Origin of the sequence: Streptomyces aurantiacus (assembly GCF_001418335.1) — a bacterium.
Taxonomy (GTDB): domain Bacteria; phylum Actinomycetota; class Actinomycetes; order Streptomycetales; family Streptomycetaceae; genus Streptomyces; species Streptomyces aurantiacus.
Genome location: NZ_LIPP01000083.1, coordinates 1 through 21562, shown reverse-complemented (window position 1 = coordinate 21562; position 21562 = coordinate 1). Strand labels below are relative to the sequence as shown.

Sequence of the window (21562 nt, the reverse complement as noted above, 5' to 3'; positions counted from 1 at the left end):
GTATAAGAGACAGGGCTGGGGACGGGCCGAGGACGGGCCGGGGTCGGTGAGACACACCCACCTCCCGTCCGTATCTCTACGTAACTGTAGAGTTCCGCCGTTCGGTACATAAGCGCACCGAACGCTCATGCGTCACGGACCGGCCGCGCGCGGCCGAGGGGGAGAAAGGGGCGCCGGTGAGCGATAGGCGACAACGGCGGCGGACTCCGGCCGGAAGCGGGCGGAGGCAGCCGGCGAGACTGACCCGGCGGGGCCGGATCCTCGCGTGGACAGCGGCGGGTTTCACGGTGCTCGTCCTCGGGACGGCCGGGGTCGGCGTCTGGATATACCAGGACCTGGACGGCAACATCAGCGCCGCCGACATCGACAACAAACTCGGCGGGGACCGTCCCGCCAACCTCAGCCCCGGATCGAAGAACATCCTCGTCGTCGGCTCGGACAGCCGTGACGGGGCGAACGCGAAGTACGGCCGGGGCCTGACCACCATGCAGTCGGACACCCTGATGGTGCTGCACATCCCGGCGGACCGGAAATGGGCGACCGTGGTGTCCTTCCCACGCGACTCATGGGTGCGGATATCCGAGTGCGCCAAGGGAGACAGTGCCACCTCCGCCCCGGCGCACCACGCCAAGATCAATGAGGCGTTCGCGATCGGCGGCACCGGAGGCAAGGTCGCCGGAGCCGCGGCCTGCACCATCAAGACGGTCGAGGCCAACACCGGACTGCGCATCGACCACTTCATGTCCGTCGACTTCCAGGGCTTCAAAGGCATGGTCAACGCCCTGGGCGGCATCGAGGTCTGCCCCGAGCAGGCCATCCGTGACGAGAAGGCCCACCTGAATCTGGAAGCCGGCTGCCAGACCGTCAAGGACGAGAAGGCCCTCGGCTACGTACGCGCCCGCTACAGCGTCGGCGACGGCTCCGACCTCGGACGCATCGGCCGGCAACAGGAGTTCATGGAGGCGCTGGCCGCCAAGGCGCAGTCCAAGCTGACCAGCCCGAACGCGCTGTACGGCTTCCTGCAGTCGGCCACGAAGTCCCTGACCACGGACGAGGACCTGGCCGGCATCAAGCCGCTGTACGGCCTCGCCTCCGAGGTGAAGGGCATCCCGAGCAAGAAGCTGACGTTCCTCACCGTGCCCAACTATCCGCGCGAGGCCGATGTCGCCACCGACAAGGCCAACGTCGTGTGGCAGTACCCGCAGGCCGAGGACCTGTTCACCTCCCTGGCCAAGGACAAGGAGGTCGACAAGAAGGAACTGGAGGCCGACGCCAAGGACTTGGTCTACGCGTCGAGCGTGCGCGTCCAGGTCCTCAACGGCACCGGTGTCCCGGGGCGTGCCGCCGCCGTCGCCACGAAACTGAGTGCGGTCGGATTCACCGTCGTCAGTACGGGCAACGCCCCGGAAACGACCCGCACCACCACGGCCACCTACCCGCAGGAGATGGACGAGCCGGCGAAGGTGCTCGCGTCGCGGCTGCCCGAGGCACGGGCCACGCGGGAGGCGGACGCCGTCGCGGGTCTTGTGACCCTCGTGGTGGGAACCGACCTCGACCCCGACGACATCCTGTGACTCGGCCGGGACGGCAGTTCCTCATCCGGCGGGCCTCGGTCCTGGTGATGCCCCGGGCGGCCTGACCGGCGCCCCGAGCGGTCCCGTCGTGCGATTCGTCCTGGGCGGCGCGACGCCGTGGCAGGCCTGCCGTAGCCGGATCGGCCGTGGGGCGGCAGGGGGATAGGCTCTGCCTGTGCTCGGATCGGCGGGGTCATTGCTGAGGAAGAACGCGCCCGTGCTGACGGCGCGCTGGGACGCGCTGGGCGTGGTGGGGCGGGACGCGGTGTTCACCGTTCTGCTCGCCCCAGTGGTGTTCGCGCCGGTGACGACTCCGATCAGCGCGCAGTTCGGCGATCTCGCGGAGCGTCCTTCCGGCCTGCCGGGAATGCTGGTGACGGCCGCGCTGTGGCTGCCACTGGTGGTGCGGCGGCGGTGGTCCGGTGTGTGCCTCACGCTGGTGGCGGGCGCCTTCGCGGTGCGTGAGCTGGTCGGCTATCCGCAGACAGGCGCGAGCTTGGGCCTGTACGTCGCGCTCTACAGCGTGGGAGCCCACGGAAGAAGCACCGACGGCACGCGCCGCGCTCTGTGGATCGCCGCCGCGACAGCGTCGTACGTGCTGTTCGCGCTCGGGCTGCACGGCAGGGGCTCGCCCCAGAAGGTGCCCGACTTCGTGCTCATCTACCTGATCCTGGTGGGGTGTTGGGCCGTGGGCAGGGTCGTACGGGCCCGGCAGGACGGGGAGGCGGAACGGCGCCGGCTCAGCGTGGAGGCGGCGACCGCACGCGAACGGGCCCGTATCGCAAGGGAGTTGCACGACGTGGTGACGCACCATGTCACCGCCATGGTGGTCCAGGCGGACGCCGCCCAGTTCCTGCTCGCCGACGCGCCCGAGCGGGTGGAGACCGGACTCGGCGCCATCAGCGACTCCGGGCGGCACGCGCTGACCGACCTGCAGCACCTGCTGGGCGTACTGAAGGCGTCCGGCGGTACGCCCGACGACACGGCGGCCGACAGGCCGCGAGCCGCGACGTCCGCGGCGGACCGGACACCGGAGCCGGGCAGGCTGAGTGATCTGGTCGAACAGACCCGGACGGCAGGACAGCCCGTGGAACTGGCGGAACGAGGAGAACGGGTGCCGATGGCCTCGGCGGTCGAACTGGCCGCGTACCGCGTGGTGCAGGAGTCGCTGACCAACGCGCTCAAGCACGCACCGGGCCACCGCACGCTCGTCCAGGTCCACTACGGCCGCCACGAACTGGAGGTCGAGGTGACCACCGAGGGGGCACCCGCCACCCCGAACGGTCCCCGGATCAGGCCGTTGGGCCGGGGCAGCGGATACGGCCTGATCGGGCTGCGCGAGCGGGTGAGCGTGTTCGGCGGTGAACTGTCGGCCGACCACATGCCGGACGGCGGCTTCAGCGTCCGCGCCCGCATACCCGCCGGGGCAAAAGGGGCGGACAGGGCGCGCGAGGGGCACGGGGGGCAGGGATGACCGGGCCCGGCTCCGAAGCGCCGATCCGCGTCCTGGTCTGCGACGACCAGGAACTCGTACGGGCCGGTTACGTCACCATCTTCACCGCGCAGCCGGACATCGACGTCGTGGGAGAGGCCGGAGACGGCCGCACGGCGGTGGACCTCGCGAGACGGCTGCGCCCGGACGTCGTGGTGATGGACATCCGCATGCCGCTGCTGGACGGCATCGAGGCGACCCGGTTGCTCGCGGGCCCCGACGTCGTCGGACCGATGAAGGTCCTGGTGGTCACCACCTTCAATCTCGACGAGTACGTGTACGAGGCACTGCGGGCCGGCGCGAGCGGCTTCCTGCTCAAGGACTCGCCGCCGCGCGACCTGGTGAACGGCGTCCGGACGGTCGACGCGGGAGAGTCCCTGCTGGCACCCGCCGTCACCCGGCAGCTCGTCGGCAGGTTCGCCGACCGGATCCGGCACACCCGCCGCCATGCCGCGACCGAGGCACTGTCCGTCCTGGCACCCCGCGAGACGGAGGTGCTCAAACTCATCGCCGAAGGACTGTCGAACACGGAGATCGCGGACCGGATGGTCATCAGCCGCGAGACGGTCAAGACCTACGTGTCGCGCATCCTGACCAAGCTCGATCTGCGCGACCGCGTCCAGGCCGTCGTGTTGGCCCACCGGGTGGGCCTGGTCGGCGTCCACGACTGAGACGGGCCGACGGCTGCGGCGGCCTGACCGGGCTCCGGCCGCACGGTGTCACGACCCCGCACGGGTGTTGTGACCCCGGTCGGCTCGGCGGACACGGCATTGAGAAGATCGTCCATGACCTGTGTCGTGTCCACCAGATCCTGTAAGGAGCCGACGAAACTCATGCGTGTCAACACGGCCGGCGACCTGACGGAGGCGTTCGGATGACCGGCAGTGAGGACGAGGACCAGGTCCTGCTGCACACCGCCGGCCGGGCCGCCCACATCACCCTCAACCGTCCGAGAGCCATCAACGCCCTCAACCACGCCATGGTGCGCCGCATCGACGAAGCACTGACCGCGTGGGAGCGCGAACCGGCCGTCGAGACCGTCGTCGTCACCGGCGCCGGGGAGCGCGGCCTGTGCGCGGGCGGCGACATCCGCGCCGTTCACGACGACGCCCGCGACGGGGACGGCACCGCCTCGGCCGCGTTCTGGCGCGACGAGTACCACCTCAACGCCCGTATCGCCCGCTACTCCAAGCCGTACGTCGCCGTCATGGACGGCATCGTCATGGGCGGCGGCGTCGGCATCTCCGCGCACGGCAGCGTCCGGGTCGTCACCGAACGGTCGAGGATCGCCATGCCCAAGACCGGCATCGGTTTCGTGCCGGACGTCGGCGGCACCCACCTGCTCGCCCTGGCGCCGGGCGAACTGGGCACCCACCTCGCCCTGACGGGTGCGGCGGTCGGGGCCGGGGACGCCCTGCTGTGCGGGCTCGCCGACCACTACGTACCGTCCGCCGCACTCCCGGATCTCGTCGACGACCTCGGCGAACTGCCCGTACGGGAAGCGCTGGAGCGCCATGTGCGGCCCGTGCCGGAAGGGGAGTTGGCCGGGCAGCGGGAGTGGATCGACTCCTGCTTCGCCGCCGGCACGGTCGAGGAGATCGTCCAGCGGCTGCTCGCCCAGGGCGACCCGGCCGCGAAGGAGACCGCGGAAACGCTGCTCACCAGGTCGCCCACCGCGCTCAAGGTCACACTGGCCGCCGTGCGCCGCGCCCGGCGGCTCGGCTCGCTGGAACGGGTCCTTGAGCAGGAGTACCGCGTGTCCTGCGCGGCCCTGGTCACACCCGACCTGGTCGAGGGCATCCGCGCCCAGGTCATCGACAAGGACCGCACTCCGCGCTGGTCGCCGGCCACCCTTGCCGAGGTCACCGACGCCGACGTGGAGCGCTTCTTCGAGCCGCTGGGCGAGCGTGAACTCGGTCTCGCCCGAACAGACATGGGCCGGGCCGCCCGGTGAGGGTCACTTCCGCCGCAGTGGTACCTCCGTCGTCCGCGTCGGGCGCAGGGTCACCGGGCCGATCAGCCCTGACGCGAGTGTCTCGCCGCGCGCATTGGCTCCGGTGTTGGTCACCCGGACGTGCAAGGTGTTGAGTCCCGGGCGCAGTGCGTCGGTGATGTCGGTCCGGTACGGGGTCCACAACAGGGAGTCGAGTGCCTTGCCGTTGACCGAGACGCGGGCGACGTCGCGTACGTCTCCGAGGTCCAGCGTCCAGCGGCGGCCGGCCAGGGCCTTCGCGTCCAGCTGGAAGGTCTTCTCGTAGTCGGCCGTCCCGGAGTGTCTTGCGTCCTGCTCGGTCCAGGAGCCCAGCGGCAGGGAGCGGGACTCGGCTCCTTCGCGGTCGAAGCGGAAGGTCCAGTCGCCGTCCAGCGGGACGGAGGTGAGCGGGTCGGTCACCTCGGTGCTTCCCTCGAAGGTGCGTCGTCCGTCGGTCGCGGCCACCGTGACCGTGCCCGGCTCGTCCACCACGACGACGGCGAGCGCGCCGTGCGGCGCCGTACGGATCTGCTGTACGGGAGCTGAGGACGAGGTGGCGTGGAGGGGTTGCCGGCCGGTCGCCCGCACCACGACCAGCAGCGTCGCCCTGGCCTCGATCCGTACCTCCACGGCTGTGCCGTCCGCGCGCCGGCCGGGGAACGGGGCCGGGCGCCACACCCCTGCGGGCGTCACGGTCCCGGTGCCCGGGTCCCATATCTCCGGGGTGCCGGCCACCGGGAACGTCAGGGTGGTCCGCACGGCCGCGTCATGTTCGTTGGTCACGACGAAGGCCGTGTCAGGACGGTAGTCGAGTCGCATCACTCGTACGTCGTCGGTGTGCGGGGACACGGTCGCGGCGGCGCAGCCGGCGGACACCACTGCCGTGGCCGCGGCCGTCGCATCAGGGACTCGGTGGGCCGACCGCTCGGTGAACAGCCCGTCCAGAGCGCGGCGCAGGCCGGCGTGGTCGCCGCCGGACTCCCGGGCGGGCAGGTCTCCGACGACCACCACCGTGCCGCCGCCACGTGCGAAGCGGCGCAGCGTCTTGGCGGTGCCCAGGGCCAGCAGGGGAGTCCGGGGGAGTACCACGGCGCGGTACTTCTGGTGGCCGACGACCAGGTGTGTCCCGTCGGGCCTGGCGGTGGCCCGGAGTGCCGGATCGTCGTCGAGCGCGCCTTCGTCGAGGAAGTCGAAGTCGATCTGGGAGTCCTCCAACGCGTGGGCGGCGGCGGTGAAGTCCTTGTCGAGTTGCTCCGCCCGGGAGGTGTCCTGGTAGGTCTCGGCCGCTCGTTGGGGTTGCAGGAGGGCGGTGTGGGGGCGCGCCGGTGCCCGGCATGCCTCCATCAGGCGGCCGATCCAGTCGTTGAGCGGCCCCGAATGGTCCCACCAGGGGTTCACCGGCTGGAACGGCGGCGGGTACACGATCTGCTTGTCGTTGCTGAAACTGGCGTGCAGCAGGGTGTGGTTGACGCCGCGTACCGCGAACGCGCCGACGACCTCGCGGGTCAGAGCCGGTGTGACCGACCAGCCGGTGGCCCCCATCGCTTCGAGGTAGACGCGTTCCTTGCCGAGTTGGTGCGCCGTACTGGCGGGCCAGCGGGACAGGGTCCGGTGGTAGCCGCGCCGATAGTGGTCGGCGATCAGGTCGGTTCCGGGGATCTGTGCCCACTGGTTGCTCGTGTTGAGGTTCCCGGAACTGCGGATCTGCTCCGCCGGGCCGTACTCGTCCCACAGGGGATTGGAGATGAAACGCAGCCCCCTTTTCGCCATCCAGGCTCCTTGGCGGCGGTAGTAGGCGGCGGCGTAACGGTTCGACACCGCGCGCCAGTACGTGCCGCGCAGCGGTTCGCCGTCCGTTCCGAGGCCGGTCAGGGCGGCGGCCAGCGCCGGGCCGGGTCTGGCTCCGAGCCGGTCCAGTTCCTGTTCCAGCGTCGTCGACCAGGGAAGGGCGTTCAACGGCCGTGAGTCGGCCGAGGCGAGGAACGGCTCGTCGTCGGCGAAGCCGCGCAGTACGGTCCCGACGGCCCAGGGGAACCGGCGGACGTATTCGCCGGGGACGGTGTCCAGGAACAGGTCGACGGCCTCGTCGTCGAGCAGGTTCAGGTAGTTGCGGGTGGGGTCCGCGTTCTGGGCGAGCTCCCGCAGGGGGAAGAGCGCGACGTGCCACTGCCCGCCGGGGGCCGTCCAGGTGCCCGAGGCGCGGGCCTCGTCGGTGAGGTCGATCAGGGCGTCCGTGGACGTCGCGCCCTTCGGCCAGGCCGCCGCGCCGACCAGCGGAGCCGGCTCGGGCAGGAGGAAGGTGTCCAGCGCGTCCGGGCCGTCGAACGACTGGCTGTACAGCTCGACGCCGTCGGCGTCACGGACGGACAGGGCGTCCCAGGCGGAACGCTGGGTCGCGGTGGCCCGCACCCCGACGCGGCCGGCGATCACAGCGTTGTCCTCCAGGGGCGGGAGGTCCGTCCCGTCCAGGGAGATCTGTACGCGCGAACCCCGCAGCACCACGTCCAAACGGTGGAAGTCCGCAGGGTCGAACCCGCCGACGGGCGTGCCCTGGCGCACGAGGTCGAACCGGCCCTCTCGCTGGCGCCACACGTCCACGGCCCCGTCCGCGCGCAGGTCCATCAGCAGCCCGTTGGCCTCGTCGGGGCTGCGCACCATGAGCCCGGCGGTGGCCTGCTCGATGCGTACGACCGCGTGCACGTCGTAGTCACGCCAGTGGGAACCGTCGCGCAACAGGGTCACCCCGTCGCGCACTTGTGCGTCGGCCAGCAGATGGCCGTCGATGACCGAGAGGGCCTGGGCGGCCAGCCGGACCGAGGAGCCGCCGGGCACGTCCCACTGCACGAGGCCGACGCCCTTCAGCCCGTATTCGGGTCGCGGGGGCAGGACCCGGTCTCCCACCTGGCCACCCGCGACGACGAGTCCGCCCGCACGGCCACTCGGGAAGTAGTCGTCGTTGAACAACCACAGGTGCATGCCGTGGCGTTGGGCCTCACGGAAGGTGACCTCGATGAGAGAGAACCATGCCTCGCTGAAGAAGCGGGGCTTCAGTTCCTCGGTCTCGAAGGGGAAGACGAGCACCTCGTGGATGCCTTTGTCCCGCATGTCGGAGAGTTGGTCGCGGACGAGGTCGGCGGTGACCGTACCGTTCCAGAACCACAGGATCGTGGGGCTGCTGTCGGGACGAGGGTGGGCGAAGCGGTCCACCCGGGCCTCATGGCCGGACGCGTCCGGACCGGCGGCCGCCGCCTGCTCGGCTGCTGCCGACGGGGCGGCCATGGCCAGTGCGGCGGCACCGGTCAGGGCGAGCACGGTGCGCCGGGAGGGCCCGGGGCCGTCCTGGGTGGTCACGATCTCAACGGCTCTTGTGTCGTTCAACGTTGCTCCACAGGACGAGAGGACCGGGGCACGGGAAAACAGCTCACGGCACGTGAGACGCCAAGCGATGTATCGAAAGTGAGGTATTGAAACGTTTCATATCACCCTAAGGGGTGGCTGTTGCTGCGGTCAACGGTTGTGACGGCAGCAACTACCCGCTCAGGACCGGCTGTCGAAGTGGGTCGGCCGGACCGGTCAGGTCGGTCGGGCCGGGGGCCGACGGCGGGGCGCGGTGGAGTGTTTGTTTGGGGTTCAGTACAAGATTGTGGTCGGCGTTATGATGACTGGAATGGAAACCACCGGACTACGTGAGCGCAAGAAGGCGCGTACACGGAGGCACATCGCCGACACCGCCGCCCGGCTGTTCGCCGAGCGGGGGTACGAGCAGGTCGCCGTCAGCGACGTGGCCCGCGAGGCCGAGGTCGCCGAGCAGACCGTGTACAACTACTTCGGCAACAAGGAGCAGTTGGTCACCGATCGCGACGAACAGATCAAGGACCGGCTGTGCGAGCTGATCCGCGACCGCGCGCCCGGGACCACTCCGGCCGCCGCGGTCCGTGAGTTCGTACTCGGTGCGGTCGCCGGGATCCGTGACATCCCCGCGACGCAGTGGCGCGGCGAACTCGGCTACCTGGCGGCCATCAGCCCGACCGTCCACCGGCTGGCCCTGGAGCTGACGGCCCGCCAGGCAGAGGCCCTGGCCGAGGTCATCGGCGCGACCTCGCCGGTTTCAGCGGAGGTCGCGCGGCTGCAGGGGATCGCGGTCGCCTGCGTGTTCCAGATCATCATCAGTGACACCGGCCGACGTACGGTCGACGGAGAACCCCAGGAGCAGATCGCCGACGAGCTGTATCCGGTCATCGGCAACGTCGTCGACGAGCTCGATCACTGGTTCAGCGCCCCGCGTCCGAAGGAGCGGTGACGGGGCCTGCCAGGTCTTCGGGTTCGACGGTCATCGGGTTCGACGGACGGCCGTGGGGCTCGGTCAGCCGGTCCTGCTGGTCCGGAAGAGTTCCTGGCCGTCCTTCGTGATGGCGATGTCGCCGTCGGCGCGGAGTTCGAGTACGGCTCCGCCTTCGGCGGAACCTGTGTTGGTGGCCCACACCGGTGTGTTGTCGGCGGTGTAGACGACCAGGTTGTTGTCCTCCTGGAAGACGGCCTTGTAGTTCTCCCCGACGGTGCGGGACGACCAGAGGGATCGGCCGTTCTCGTCGTAGGAGACCAGGTTGCCGTCCTTCTGCATGACGAGTTTCACGTGCGCGGCCTGGAGGAATTCGCTGGCCTCCAGGGTCCGCCGGGCGTGGACGGTCAACGACTGCGGCAGGGGCTCAGGGGTCGTCGGCTTCTTGCCCGCCGACGCATCGTCCGCGCCCCGGTGGGAGCCGTCGCGGCTCGCGCTCGCCCGCGGATCCTTGGCCGAGGTGGTCGAACCGGAGCCTTGCAGGGCGACCACCGCGACCACCGCCGCTGCCGCGACTCCGACAGCGGAGACCACGCCGATGACGATGAACGGGGTGCGGCGGAACCACGCCGATCCCGTGCCGCGTACCGGCGTGACGACTGGTTCCGTCTGCGCCGGCAGAGGCATGAGCCGTGTCGGAACAGCCGCCACGGTGGCCGGGGCCTCAAGCAGGGCGACGCCGGGCCGCGGAGCCATGTCCGGCGCCGTGGGCGTGGGTGACACGGCAGGAGGAGCGGTCGCCGTGTCCACGGAAGGCGCCATGGCGATGATGCGCTGGTAGGCGGGGTGCCGCACGATGTCGGTCTCGGTTTCGCAGAACTCTACGATGCGCTGCGGCTCGGGTCGCCGCGCGGGGTCCTTGTGCGCGCAAGCGGTGATCAGCTCGGCCATCTCGGCGGGAATTCCGTCCAGGTCCATCTCTTCGTGGACGGTGCGGTAGGAGACCGTCGCCAACGAACCCTGACCGTACGGCGCACGGCCGGTGAGGCAGTACGCCATGGTGACGCCGAGCGCGAACACGTCGGAGGCGGGCCCGGCCTCGCCTCCGGTGATGCTCTCCGGGGCCATGAACCCAGGAGTGCCGATGGCGGTGCCGACCTGCGTGATGTTCGACATCGCCTCGCTACGGGCTATCCCGAAGTCGATGAGCTGGGGCCCCGTGGCCGAGAGAATGACGTTCTGCGGCTTGATGTCGCGGTGCAGCACACCGTGTACGTGCACGTCGGCCAGCCCTTCCGCCAGAGCGGCCAGCACGGCGCGGCCGAGGTCGACCGGGAAGGGCCCCGACATCTCGACGGCGTCGGCCAGCGTCGGTCCGGGCACGTACTCGGTCGCCATCCAGAACGGCGGTGTGTTCACCTCGGCGTCGATGAGTGCCGCCGTGAACGCGTTGCGGATGGTTCCCAGGGTCTCCACCTCGCGACGGAAGCGATGCAACGCCGCCGGGTCGCCCTGGAGATGGGCGTTGACGACTTTCACCGCGGCGGGTCGTCCTCCCGGGGTCCGGCCGAGGTAGACGCTGCCCATGCCCCCGGAACCGAGCCGGCCGATTATCCGGTAGCGGCCTATGTTCGTCGGGTCGGACTCTTGCAGCGGGTACACCTAGTACGTCCTTCTGGCAGTCGAGACACAGGCGCCCGTAGCGACCGGGCTGGTGTCCAGGACTCTCTGCGGCGGGTGTCGGTTCCGGTGCCACCGCAGGCGGTGAGTCCGTAGGGTACCTGACACGCTGTCACCGTGGTCCGGTGAGTGCGGCAGGCTGGTAACGCCAGGGTGAGCAGGGGGTATTGGCGTTCCGCCTGCTCTCTACACTCCTTGCTCGGCGCTGTCGACAGCGGTGGTCATGATGTGGCGGGTGCGTTCGCGCAGCAACTGATGCGTGCGGTCGTGGTGGTTGCGTGGGTGCCATGCCATGCCGATCGTCAGGGACGGCAGCGTCAGGGGGATCGGGAACGTGTGGAGCCCGAGTGTGTTGAGCATCGGCCGTCCAAGGCCGGCCGGGGCAACGCTGACGACGTCGGTTTCGCGGGCCAGGAACAGCGCGGTCGCGACGCCGGGGACCACGGCGACCACGCGCCGGCTCAGGCCCAGTTCGGCGAGTTGCTCGTCGATCGGGCCGTGGGCCCGGCCGCGTCGCGACACGACGATGTGGTCGGTCGCGGCGAACCGCCGCGGCGTGACCGTCTTCGTCCTCGCGAGCGGGTGCTCCGGCCGTACGACGCCGATCAGCGTCTCCGTGAGAAGTGTTTCCGAGCGGATCTCCGGATCACCGAGGCGCACGATCCCGATCTCCAGGTCCACCAGTCCTTCGCGCAGGGCCGGGGTGTCCTCAAGGTTCTCCGGCCGCAACCGCAGTGAGATGCCGGGCGCCTGGACCCGTAGATCGTCGATGAGGGGCGGGATGAAGGTGGTGGACAGCATGTCGTTGACCTGAAGGTTGAACATGCGGACCGCGGTGCGCGGATCGGCGGTGTTCGACGGTGCCAGCAGTGCTCGCGCCCGGAGGGCGACCGCGTGCACCTCACCGCGCAGTTCCAGGGCACGGGGCGTGGGCACGAGGTCGCGTCCGGCACGTACCAGAAGCGGGTCGTCGAAGGTGCGGCGCAAGCGGGCCAGGGCGCGGCTCATCGCCGGTGGCGAGGTGTGCAGGCGCGCCGCGGCCTTTGTCACGCTGTTCTCGGCGAGCAGCGCGTCCAACGCCTCGATGAGGTTCAGATCGACATAGTCCATCCCCGGATTATCACTTGTGAAAGGGCTACCTATCCAAGATTGCGCTGCTGTGAATCGGGAGCCCCGGTGGACATCCGTGGTGGACATCAGTGGTGACCGTCCGCACAGGCCACCCTCGGCCGTCAGGCGAACACCTTGGCGTAGCCGGTGGCGAACTGCTCGAACGAGGTGGCCGGACGGCCGAGGAGCTCCGCCACGTCGTCCGTGACGAAGTCGCAGTCGCCTTCGGCCATCAGGGCGACCGCTCTGGCGTTGTCCTCGGCGATGTGTTCCGGAACTCCGACGCTGATCATCGCCTGCTTCTGCTCCTCGTAGGTGATCGGCTGGAATGTGACCTTCCGGCCGGTCACCTTCGTGAGGACTCCGGCCACTTCGTCGGCGGAGAGCGCCTCGGGACCGGTCGGCCAGTAGGTCTTCCCGACGTGGCCGGCTGGGGCCGCGGCGACTTCGGCGGCGACGGCGGCGACATCGCGCGCGTCGACGTACCCCACGCGCCCGTCGCCCGCCGCCGTGCGGAAGCTGCTTGTCTCGGCGATCGCCGGCGCCGCCATCAGGAAGTTCTGCATGTAGGCGTTGTTGCGCAGGAACGTGTGGGGGAGCCCCGAGGAGATCAGGGCGTCCTCGATCGCGACGTGGTTGCGGCGGCGGGCGATCGAGGAGTTCGCCGTGGCCTTGGTGGTGATTTTGACGATGTGTCCCACATCGGCCCGCTTGGCGTTGTCGATCACCCGCAGTTCCTGGGAGACGACCGGAGCGGTGACGAGGACGACGCCGGAGACGCCCCGGAACGCCTCCTCGACGCTCTGGGAGTCGTCCAGGTCGCCGTGGAAGACGTCGACTCCCGCTTGGGCGAGCGCGACCGCCTTCTCGCGGTTGCGAGCCAACACCCGGACCGGGACACCGAGTTCGACAAGCCGCTGCGCCGCGGCCGAACCGACTTTGCCCGCAGTGGTGATGAGAATCATGGATGAAACCCCATTCATGTAGCGTGCTCCAACTTTAGACCATGCTCGACACTTTGCGCCATCCATGCCGAGGCGGGTCCCGGCGGTGACGAACGTCACCGCCGGGACCCGCCGAAGGTTGGGCTCCCCGGTCTTGCCGACCACGGACGGCCACCGACATGCCTTCGAGGTCCCGAGGGCGCTCTCGATCCGCGTGCCGCCCTTCCGTACGGCATCGGGGAGGGCCCCCACGCCTGCCGGTGCGGACAGATTGGTCCACGAATGACCCTGATGCCGCGCCTCTGTGGAATGCGTAGTGTCGGGGCCGGGCGCAGGACCGTAACACCGGGCGATTGTCCGGTCGGTCCGATACCCCAGAGGTATCGCGCCGACCGGACAGGTATTGGACACTCGGGTCGACGATGTCGGACTATCCATAGATGTCACCCCTGCCAATACCTTCTCCTTGGACCGGGCCTCTCCCTGAGGCCGCGCCGCCACCTGAGATGTCCCTGTATCAATTGCCTACCGGAACCTACGAGACCAGGGCGGCGTTCGCTTTCAAGGGTGGTTCGTTCCGCGAGAAGCGCCGTTTCGCCGCGACGGCAACTCTGCTGCGTCACCCGAAGGGTGATCTGTTGATCGATGCGGGCTTTGGCTCTCACGTCGCGGCGCACATTCAGTCCCTGCCGCGGATGGAGCGCGCTCCGTACCAGGTGAACGGCACTGCGAGCGAGCAACTTGATGCCCACGGATACGACCGTGGCGGGCTGCGCGGTGTGCTGCTGACGCATTCCCACTGGGATCACGTCAGCGGTCTCGACGGCCTTCAGGTCCCCGTCTGGATCAATGAAGGTGAACTGCGATACGCGAACGAACATCGCGGCGGTAAAGTGTTCCGCGCTGTCTCGGCAGGGCACAGGATTCAGCAATACGAATTCGACGGACCGGCCTATCTCGGCTTCTCGTCGAGCTTCGATTTGTATGGCGACGGCTCGGTCGTCGTCGTCCCGGCCAGAGGCCACACAACTGGCTCCGTGATCGTCTTCGTCGCGCTGCCGACCGGCAGGCGATACGCCTTTGTCGGCGACCTGACGTGGCAAATCGATGGCATCCGCCGTCGTGCCGAGCGGCCACTCCTGATGCGCAAACTCGCCGACACCGATCCCGGACTGGTGCGGGACGACCTGCTTCGCATGATTGCGCTCGCAGACGTCATGCACATCGTGCCTGCCCATGACGTCACCGCGTACGAAGGGATTCCGCGGCTTTCCAACTGATCGGCGCCAGTCTCGACGCGCCCAGCCATTGATCATCCCTGCTCGGATTTTCGGTCCTGGAAAGCCCCCAGGCTTTTGCGGGACCGAAAATCCGACCGGGGATTCCGTTTTTGTCCGGGCATTGATCGCGGGTCGTTCCCGTCGACGGCTCGGGCGGAACGCCTGCCGCCGGAACGTCGCCCGCTCGACGAGGCGCCTCCTGGTCGAACGCCGGTTGAGCGCCGGTTGAGCCAGCCATGTGACCGACCTTTTCAGCCGTGATGACGCCGGGGCGGAGCCACCTGCCCTCTAAGAACCGCATGATATGACAGGGGCCCAAACATTCACCTTCCATGACCCATGGACCCTTGATTAAGTGGATGGACTCTGCTATGAGCATCGACCCACCTGAGTCCCTGGCCATCTCCGAGGCGCGCCTGCTGCACAGGGTGCACCGGGTTGCGACATCCCTGCTCGCCGACGCCGCGCAGCGCGACACCGTCCCGTCGGCGGCACTGGCAGAACTGCGGGACTTCCTGGTGGCGGGACTGCTGCACTACCACGAGAGCGAAGAGAACATGCTCTGGCCGCAGTTGATCACCGCTGCTCCCGCGGGCGGAACCGGGCTCATCGAACTCAGCGCCGAACACGACGACCTGGAGGCGGCGTTGGACACGCTCGACGCCGTCGCCCTGCGGGGCGGTGAGGACCGGACAGAGCTGGTCATGGCGGCAACGGTGGTACGCGACCTGGTGGACACGCACCTTGAGCACGGGGAAACGCTGCTGTTCCCCGCGCTGGCGGCGCATGTGTCCGACGCGGCCTGGACGGAGTTCTCCCGCTCGGTGATCGCCTCGGCCCCGTCCGTGGGCGCCCACCTCGGCCTCGGCTTCTTCGAGCAGGCGGGGACGCCCGCCGAGCTCGCGGTGATCACGGCGAACCTTCCGCAATCCGCCCTGCAGTTGATTCCGGCCATGCGCGAGCGGGCCAGAGCCACCCTCAACAGCCTCCAGGCGAACGACCAACGGTGAGACAGGTCATGGGCGACGCGCCCAGGGTGCCGCGCCGCGCCCGGACCGGCTGTGTACGGATGCGTATGCACGCGCATCAGCGGAGCATGTGCTGCCCGGTCGACGACTGGTTGAGTTGGTGACACGGCCCGAGCGTGGACGATCCACTGGAGTTTCCTGATGTCGGCTACAAGGACCATCGCGGTGGCCGACGCCGCCGGCCGGCAGCGGGGTGAACTCGTACGGGCCCACCCGACGGCGCACGGTTCAGTCCCGCACCGGCGCTCCGGTACGGGCCGCGACCTCCTTCGTGGTCAGGGCCGGGTGACCGGGTGTGTCGGGCACCGGCACGCGGAACAGGCGCAGTTGAAGGGCGAGCGTGGCGTAGTAGCCGACGAGCGTGGAGAGTTCGAAGAGAGCGGTCTCGCCCAGGGCCGCGCGGGCAGCCGCGTACCAGTCGTCGTCGAGCGGGTCCGAGGGCGCGGCGAGGACGCGGGCGGCCGACCACGCGGCGCGTTCGAACGGGTCGGTGAAACCGGGGTCGGACCCTTCGCGCAGCGCGCGCACGTCGTCCTCGGTGAGTCCGGCGGCCCTGCCCAGCGGCTCGTGCGCGTACCGCTCGAAGTCGCTGTCCCGGACGGCGGCCACGACGAGGATCGCGGTCTCCCGCACCCGGGGTGACAGGTCCGTGCGGTAGCGGATCGCCGCGCCCAGGCCCTGGAGGCCGCGGCCCAGCCGCGGGCTGAACAGCATCGCGTTGAACGGGCCGTTGAGGTGTCCCTCGGTGTCGGTCAGGGCGAACAGCTGGGGGCCGTCGGCGCGCGGGCCGCCGGTGATCTCCCCGTACAGCAGTCGCTGGTCCGCGGAGAGCAGATCGGGGTGCAGGAGGGGCAGTCGGCCGGGTGGGACCGGGGACGTCGTCATCGCTCCGTCCCGCCCCCGTCGGCCTCGGCGCACGCCGGCGGCTCGTCCGCCACCTCGCCCGCGAGCGCCGCCAGGTCCGCGTCGGAGAGCAGCCGGGCCTCGCCCGCCATGATCTCGCGGGCCCTGCGCAGAATCTCGTCGACCTGGGCGACCGTGGTGTCGACACCCAGTGCGGCCAGCTTGTCGGCGAGCGTGTACGGGCCGCTGTCGGGGGTGAAGGGCACCTTGCGTACGTTGCCGACGAGAGCCGGCTCCAGGCAGTTGTGCAGCAGGGGATCGATCGCGGTCTCCTGGGTGATGAGGTCCATCCCGCCCCAGGAGAAGGCGCTCGTACCGGTCACCGGGTGATTCCAGGCCAGGTGATACCCCGTCAGCTTCTCGCCCGCGCGGGCCAGTTCGGTGAGCCGCTCGGTCCTGATGCCGGTCCCTACCCCGTACAGCGACTCGAAGGCCAGCGCGGTGGCGGCCAGGTCGGCGTTGCCGGGGCCGCCGCAGTAGCCGTTGACCGACAGCTCGACGACGTCGGCGCCGGCCCGGACGGCGCCGACGGCGCAGGCGACCGCAAGGCCGAACGTGTTGTGCGGGTGCAGCCCGACCTCGACACCGGGGGCGAGTTCCTTGGTGCGGGCGACCAGATGGGCGTACGCCTCGGGGCTCATGGCGCCGGGCCCGTCGAACAGCGTCAGCTCGGTGGCGCCCGCGTCCGTCAGCGCGGTGACCGACTCCGCCAGGATCTCGTCCGTGAGGTAGGAGACCATCAGCATCGGGACGACGGCGTCCAGTCCGCGTGAGCGGGCGTGCCGGATCAGGGGCAGCGCGCGGGCGAGGACGTCGTCGCGCCCGCGGGGTGTGGCGGGGCCGCGCCAGTCCTCGCCCCGCCAGGCCTGCTGGTAGACGGCCGGGTTGTAGATGAGGGACGCCTCGCCGAGGCCCTGGACCCAGACCTGTACGGCGTCGTAGCCCGCGTCGGCGGCGCGGTCGATGTCCGCGGTGCTGCGCAGCAGGGGCAGCACGGCCCGGCAGTCCGGGTTCTCGCCCTTGATGACCTCGACCTCGGCGCGCAACGCCTTGTCGTCGCGCCCGGCGATGCCGGCCGTGACTACCTCGCGGACACCCGCGCCGACGAGCCGGCGCAGGTAGGCCTCCTTCGCCTCGGTGGAGGCGACGACACCGGGCAGGGTCTCCACCGATCGCAGCGTGGCGTCGCGCAGCCGCACCGCCCCGGGCATCGGCCCGCGGACGTCGGGGCGGCGGGTGAGCGGGCTCACCGACCAGCGGCCCGGTTCGTACGCGCCCGGCGAGCGTTTGCCGGCCAGCTCCGCGCGGAAGCGGGCGATCTCTTCGTCGGTGAAGACGGCCGGTTTGTCCATGAATCCCTCCGGAAACGTACGGGAACGGGTCTGGCTGCGCGCCATTCAAGCATCACCCATCACCACCTGTCGACACTAATGCGTCGATCAAGGGGAGCGGGCTGCGTTTATCGGCCCTCTTGTTTACTTTCTGTCGACACTAAGTGAGACTGTCGACAGTCGAGGGCTCCGGCGGTGTCTTTCCGGGGCACAGCATCCGACGCTCTCCCGCCCGACGTACGGCGTCCCGCGCCGCACACGGCGTTCGCCTCCGGACGGGACCCGACTGCGCGTCATTCGACCCATGCCCGGGCCGGCGTTTCACCTCACGCCCGGACCGGGCCCGTACCAAGGGAGAACCCGTGACCCAGGACGTGCCCTCCGCACGGCCCGGCCGCCTGGCCGGGCGGGTTGCCGTCATCAGCGGCGCCGGCAGCGTCGGCCCCGGCTGGGGCAACGGCCGTGCCACCGCCGTGATCTTCGCCCGCGAAGGCGCCACCGTGTATCTGACCGACCGGGACAAGGACGCACTGGACGTCACCGCGGAGCGGATACGCGAGGAAGGGGGCACCGCACACACCCACCTGCTCGACGTGACCGAACCGGACGCCGTCCAGGCCTACTTCCAGGAGACCGAACGGCAGGCGGGACGCGTCGACATCCTGGTCAACAACGCGGGCATCTTCCACTTCGCACGCACTGCCGACACCACCCCCGATACCTTCGACGCCCACATCGCCATCAACCTGCGCGCCCCCTACCTTCTCGTCCAGGCACTCGCCCCCGGCATGACCGAGCGCGGACACGGCGCCATCGTCAACGTCAGCAGCGGCGCCGCCAACACACCAGGTCTCGGCAGCGGCATCTACGGAGCCACCAAGGCCGCCCTGGAATCCCTCACCCGCCTCTGGGCCGCCGAATACGGACCCGCCGGAGTCCGCGTCAACGCCGTCGCCGCAGGCCCCACCCGCACCGAAGGCACCGCCGCATACGGCGACGCCTTCGAATCCGCCGGACAAGCCGTCGCCCTCCAGCGCCTCGCCGACCCCGAGGAAATCGCAGGAGCCATCGCCTTCATGGCCTCCGCCGACGCCAGTTACGTCAACGGCGCCACCCTCAGCGCCATGGGTGGCCAGCCCGCCCTCGGATGATCCAGTACAGCGAGGAGCATTGGGCACTCTCACGCTGCTGTGTGTCGGCGCATCATGCATGGCCGACCTGCTGCCGTGATCCGTAGTCGTCGCGGTACAGGACGATCCAGTTGGATCAACGAGAGATCAGCGTGGTGAGGCGCCTTGGATAGCGCTGTTCCGAACACGGACCGGGGTCGTAAGAGGTGCCGGCCGGAGGCCCGCCCGGCAGCCTCAGTCACACGAGTGGGGCTGCCGGCCGCGTGCGCATTCGCCCGGCGCGGGCGGCCCGAATCAGCCGGTGGAGTACCGTCCCCGGTCCCGACAACTGTCGAGAGAGTCCTCTGCCAGTGGGAGCAGGGCGCCGGGCCGGTCTCCTGTCTGACCGTCAGGCCGCCGGGGGCCGGCTCGCTGTCGGCGCGGCGGCGTCATGCGGCGCAGGGAGACGGGGGCCGGCGGCCGGGGGCTCGTGTTGCTCGCCCTCATCACGGTCCAGCCGTGCCCGTAACACCGTCGTCCGGCACCAGCCGCTGTTTGTCGGGCTTTCCCGCGGGCGTGAGCGGTACCTCCTGGATGAGGGTCAGCCGGGTCGGCGTGTTCGCCTCCTCCAGGTTCGCCGTCACCAGCGCGCGCAGTTCGCCCAGGTCCGGGACGTGTCCGGGGGCGGGCACCACGAAGGCGTGCACGGCTTCGCCGGTGTCGTCGTCGGGGACGGCGACGACGTACGCCTCGGCCACCGAGTGGTGGGTGGCGAGCAGCCGCTCGACGGGGCCGGCGTAGTAGAGGTTGGCATTGACGATGATGACGTCGCGGGTGCGTCCCGTGAGCCACAGCCGGCCCTCGGTGTCGAGACGGCCGAGGTCGCGGGTGCGCACCCAGCCGTCGACGTACACCTCGGCGGTGAGGGCGGGTTCCCGCCAGTAGCCGGCACTCTGCGCCGGGGTCCGTACGAAGAGTTCGCCGTCGGTGCCGGGCGGGACGGGACGGCCGGAGGCGTCCCGGACCTCCAGGTCGACGGGCGGCACGCCCAGGGAGCCCGGCACGTCCTGCGGGGTGGCCATGGAGATCATGCCGGTCTCGGTCTGGCCGTACCCATGGAAGACGACCGGGCCGAGCACCTCGGCGGCCTCGCGCAGCCGTCCCGGCTCCAGCGGGGATCCGGACACCATCAGCGCGCGCAGACTGCCGAGGTCCTGGGGCGACTCCCGCTGGTTCGCCACGAGTTTCGTCAGCCGGGCCACGGTGATGACGCTCGCGGTCGCCCGGTACCGCGCGATGCTGTCGGGGAAGTCCGGCCGCTCGGCGGTGACCAGGGTGCCGCCGGCGGCGAGGGTGAGGAGCCCGTACTCCATCATCACCTGGCTCGCCAGGGTGCCGAAGACCAGGAACCGGTCCAGGCGTGCGGCCAGTTCGCGGACGGCGGGCGGCCAGGCGGCCGGCCGGAGGGTCCAGGCGGCGGTCATCGCCGCGTAGGTCTGGACACAGGCCTTGGGGACGCCGGTGCTTCCGCTGGTGTGGATGAGCCGGGCGACGTCCTGCGGCCGTGCCGAGACCTCCGGCCGGACGCCGTCGTCCGCCACCGCCGACAGGAGATCGTCCAGTACGAGGACCCTCCCGGACCGGTCACCGCCCCGGCCCGCGGTCCGGTCGGTGACCTCGAAGGCGGTGTCCGCGAGAAGGTGCCGCTGCTGGCGCTCGGTCAGGCCCGGCCGCACCCCGACGACGCGGGCGCCGACGACATGCGCCGCGACGACGGCGGCGAACGCCTCAGGGCTGACGCCCAGCAACAGGGCGACACCCTCGCCGGGGCCGACGCCGTACGTGCGCAGCCCGTGGGTCACACGCCGTACTGTCGCGAGGAGTTCGGCTCCCGAGACCGTTCGGCCGGCGTGCTCGAACACCGGGCGGCCGCCCGCCGCGTCGAGGAGGTCGAGTACGCCGCCGGGGAACTGCTCAGACAAGGCACGTCTTCACGAACGCGGCGAGCGGCTGCTGATGGACCGCCGGGATGTCCCACTCGTTCTCCAGGTTCTCCGCCAGGTGATGTGTGCCGGTGAGGACACCGTCGCGGTAGTGGCGTACGACGGGGTGGAGATAGCTGGAGTCCATCGCGTGTTCGGCATCGTTCTCGGTCACGCGCGGGACGGTGGCGTCGAACGGGTCGATGCCCTCGTGGTCGGGCCCGTACTCCAGGTCGACGACGAAGCGGTGCGCGGCGGGGCCGAGGCCGCCGTCGACGGCGTACGTCAGCGGGACCTCCTCCTGGTACAGGGCCTGGTCCCCGTCCACGGCGACCACGTCGCCGAGGACCCCGAACTGCTGCCACAGGGCGGAGGACCGGTTGACGCGGGCGACGACGGCGTCGGCGATCACCTCCGGTGCCGCGGGGAGCGGCCTGGCGGGCCAGGGCACGTCGTGGTAGCGGGCGCCGGTGATGCGGTGCAGGGCACGCACCCCGTAGCGGAACCCGTGGATGAAGCCGCTGGTGCCCTTCTTGAAGTCACGCTGCTGGGTCAGCGTGCCGGCGATGTAGAGGTCCGGTACGTTCACCGACTCGTAGGCGGAAGTCTGCTCGGGGAACCGGCCGTCGATGACGAGGGTGGGACGGCAGGTCTCATCGAAGACGTCGGCGTCGAAGCGGAAGCCGGCGCACAGGATGATCCGGTCGTAGTGCAGTTCGCGGAGCCGTTCCGTGGTCCGGGCGTAGCGGAACACGACACGGAACCCGCCGTCGGCGTTCTTCTCGACGCTCTCCACGGTGCCGTCCAGGACGGCGTTCTGCGACTTGAGCTGGTAGCTGTCCAGGAAGTTGTTGTTCACCGCGCGCAGATGCCCCACG

Annotated in this window: 15 protein-coding genes and 1 pseudogene; 8 read left to right on the top strand and 8 right to left on the bottom strand. The window is 70.0% G+C overall.

The window, feature by feature from the left end; genetic code table 11:
* Positions 1-176: 176 nt before the first annotated feature.
* The 4 genes from AOK01_RS12320 (at position 177) to AOK01_RS12305 (ending at position 5020) form a co-directional block, all read left to right on the top strand.
* Entirely contained in the window at positions 177-1574 is a 1398-nt protein-coding gene (locus AOK01_RS12320; protein WP_213862090.1) for an LCP family protein, read from the top strand.
* A 217-nt stretch (positions 1575-1791) separates the two neighbouring features.
* Positions 1792-3048 (top strand): sensor histidine kinase, encoded by a 1257-nt coding sequence (locus AOK01_RS12315; RefSeq protein ID WP_245702219.1) that lies wholly within the window; start codon positions 1792-1794, stop codon positions 3046-3048.
* On the top strand, positions 3045-3737 hold the full coding sequence (locus AOK01_RS12310) for a response regulator (protein WP_055511015.1): 693 nt from the start codon (positions 3045-3047) through the stop codon (positions 3735-3737). The genes AOK01_RS12315 and AOK01_RS12310 overlap by 4 nt, the downstream gene beginning before the upstream one ends.
* 203 nt (positions 3738-3940) lie before the next feature.
* The gene (locus AOK01_RS12305) at positions 3941-5020 is read left to right on the top strand and encodes an enoyl-CoA hydratase/isomerase family protein (RefSeq protein ID WP_055511014.1); all 1080 of its coding nucleotides are present in this window, start codon (positions 3941-3943) and stop codon (positions 5018-5020) included.
* 3 nt (positions 5021-5023) lie between these two features.
* Here AOK01_RS12305 and AOK01_RS12300 read toward each other — a convergent pair whose 3' ends face one another.
* On the bottom strand, positions 5024-8416 hold the full coding sequence (locus tag AOK01_RS12300) for a glycosylhydrolase-like jelly roll fold domain-containing protein (RefSeq protein WP_213862089.1): 3393 nt from the start codon (positions 8414-8416) through the stop codon (positions 5024-5026).
* 289 nt (positions 8417-8705) lie between these two features.
* Here AOK01_RS12300 and AOK01_RS12295 point away from each other — a divergent pair, with 289 nt between their 5' ends.
* The gene (locus AOK01_RS12295) at positions 8706-9338 is read left to right on the top strand and encodes a TetR/AcrR family transcriptional regulator (protein WP_055511013.1); all 633 of its coding nucleotides are present in this window, start codon (positions 8706-8708) and stop codon (positions 9336-9338) included.
* Positions 9339-9401: 63 nt separating this feature from the next.
* On the opposite strand, the gene AOK01_RS12290 is transcribed toward AOK01_RS12295, so the two are convergent.
* The 3 genes from AOK01_RS12290 to AOK01_RS12280 form a co-directional block, all read right to left on the bottom strand.
* The gene (locus AOK01_RS12290) at positions 9402-10979 is read right to left on the bottom strand and encodes a protein kinase domain-containing protein (protein WP_055511012.1); all 1578 of its coding nucleotides are present in this window, start codon (positions 10977-10979) and stop codon (positions 9402-9404) included.
* A 204-nt stretch (positions 10980-11183) separates the two neighbouring features.
* Complete coding sequence (locus AOK01_RS12285; protein WP_055511011.1) at positions 11184-12107, bottom strand: LysR family transcriptional regulator; 924 nt, start codon at positions 12105-12107, stop codon at positions 11184-11186.
* Positions 12108-12229: 122 nt separating this feature from the next.
* The gene (locus AOK01_RS12280) at positions 12230-13072 is read right to left on the bottom strand and encodes an NmrA family NAD(P)-binding protein (RefSeq protein WP_055511010.1); all 843 of its coding nucleotides are present in this window, start codon (positions 13070-13072) and stop codon (positions 12230-12232) included.
* 485 nt (positions 13073-13557) lie between these two features.
* Here AOK01_RS12280 and AOK01_RS12275 point away from each other — a divergent pair, with 485 nt between their 5' ends.
* Together AOK01_RS12275 and AOK01_RS12270 are read left to right on the top strand one after the other, a co-directional pair.
* Positions 13558-14331 carry an MBL fold metallo-hydrolase gene (locus tag AOK01_RS12275; RefSeq protein ID WP_213862088.1) on the top strand — a complete coding sequence of 258 codons (774 nt, stop codon included), beginning with the start codon at positions 13558-13560 and terminating at the stop codon, positions 14329-14331.
* A gap of 371 nt (positions 14332-14702) precedes the next feature.
* A complete protein-coding gene (locus AOK01_RS12270) occupies positions 14703-15341 on the top strand; it encodes a hemerythrin domain-containing protein (RefSeq protein ID WP_055511008.1) in 639 nt (212 codons plus the stop codon).
* 246 nt (positions 15342-15587) lie between these two features.
* Here the strand turns inward: AOK01_RS12270 and AOK01_RS12265 are convergent, their stop codons facing one another.
* Together AOK01_RS12265 and AOK01_RS12260 are read right to left on the bottom strand one after the other, a co-directional pair.
* Positions 15588-16244 carry a carboxymuconolactone decarboxylase family protein gene (locus AOK01_RS12265; RefSeq protein ID WP_055511007.1) on the bottom strand — a complete coding sequence of 219 codons (657 nt, stop codon included), beginning with the start codon at positions 16242-16244 and terminating at the stop codon, positions 15588-15590.
* A complete protein-coding gene (locus AOK01_RS12260; RefSeq protein WP_055511006.1) occupies positions 16241-17614 on the bottom strand; it encodes a hypothetical protein in 1374 nt (457 codons plus the stop codon). The genes AOK01_RS12265 and AOK01_RS12260 overlap by 4 nt, the downstream gene beginning before the upstream one ends.
* Before the next feature lie 341 nt (positions 17615-17955).
* Between AOK01_RS12260 and AOK01_RS12255 the strand changes: the two genes are divergently transcribed.
* Positions 17956-18744 carry an SDR family NAD(P)-dependent oxidoreductase gene (locus tag AOK01_RS12255; protein ID WP_079103363.1) on the top strand — a complete coding sequence of 263 codons (789 nt, stop codon included), beginning with the start codon at positions 17956-17958 and terminating at the stop codon, positions 18742-18744.
* 464 nt (positions 18745-19208) lie between these two features.
* Here AOK01_RS12255 and AOK01_RS12250 read toward each other — a convergent pair whose 3' ends face one another.
* Both AOK01_RS12250 and AOK01_RS12245 read right to left on the bottom strand, forming a co-directional pair.
* Positions 19209-20684: a class I adenylate-forming enzyme family protein gene (locus AOK01_RS12250; RefSeq protein ID WP_055511005.1), complete on the bottom strand. Its 1476-nt coding sequence runs from the start codon at positions 20682-20684 to the stop codon at positions 19209-19211.
* Positions 20677-21562 (bottom strand): annotated as a pseudogene (locus tag AOK01_RS12245) (pyridine nucleotide-disulfide oxidoreductase); the annotation flags it as partial. The pseudogene AOK01_RS12245 and the gene AOK01_RS12250, both read right to left, overlap by 8 nt.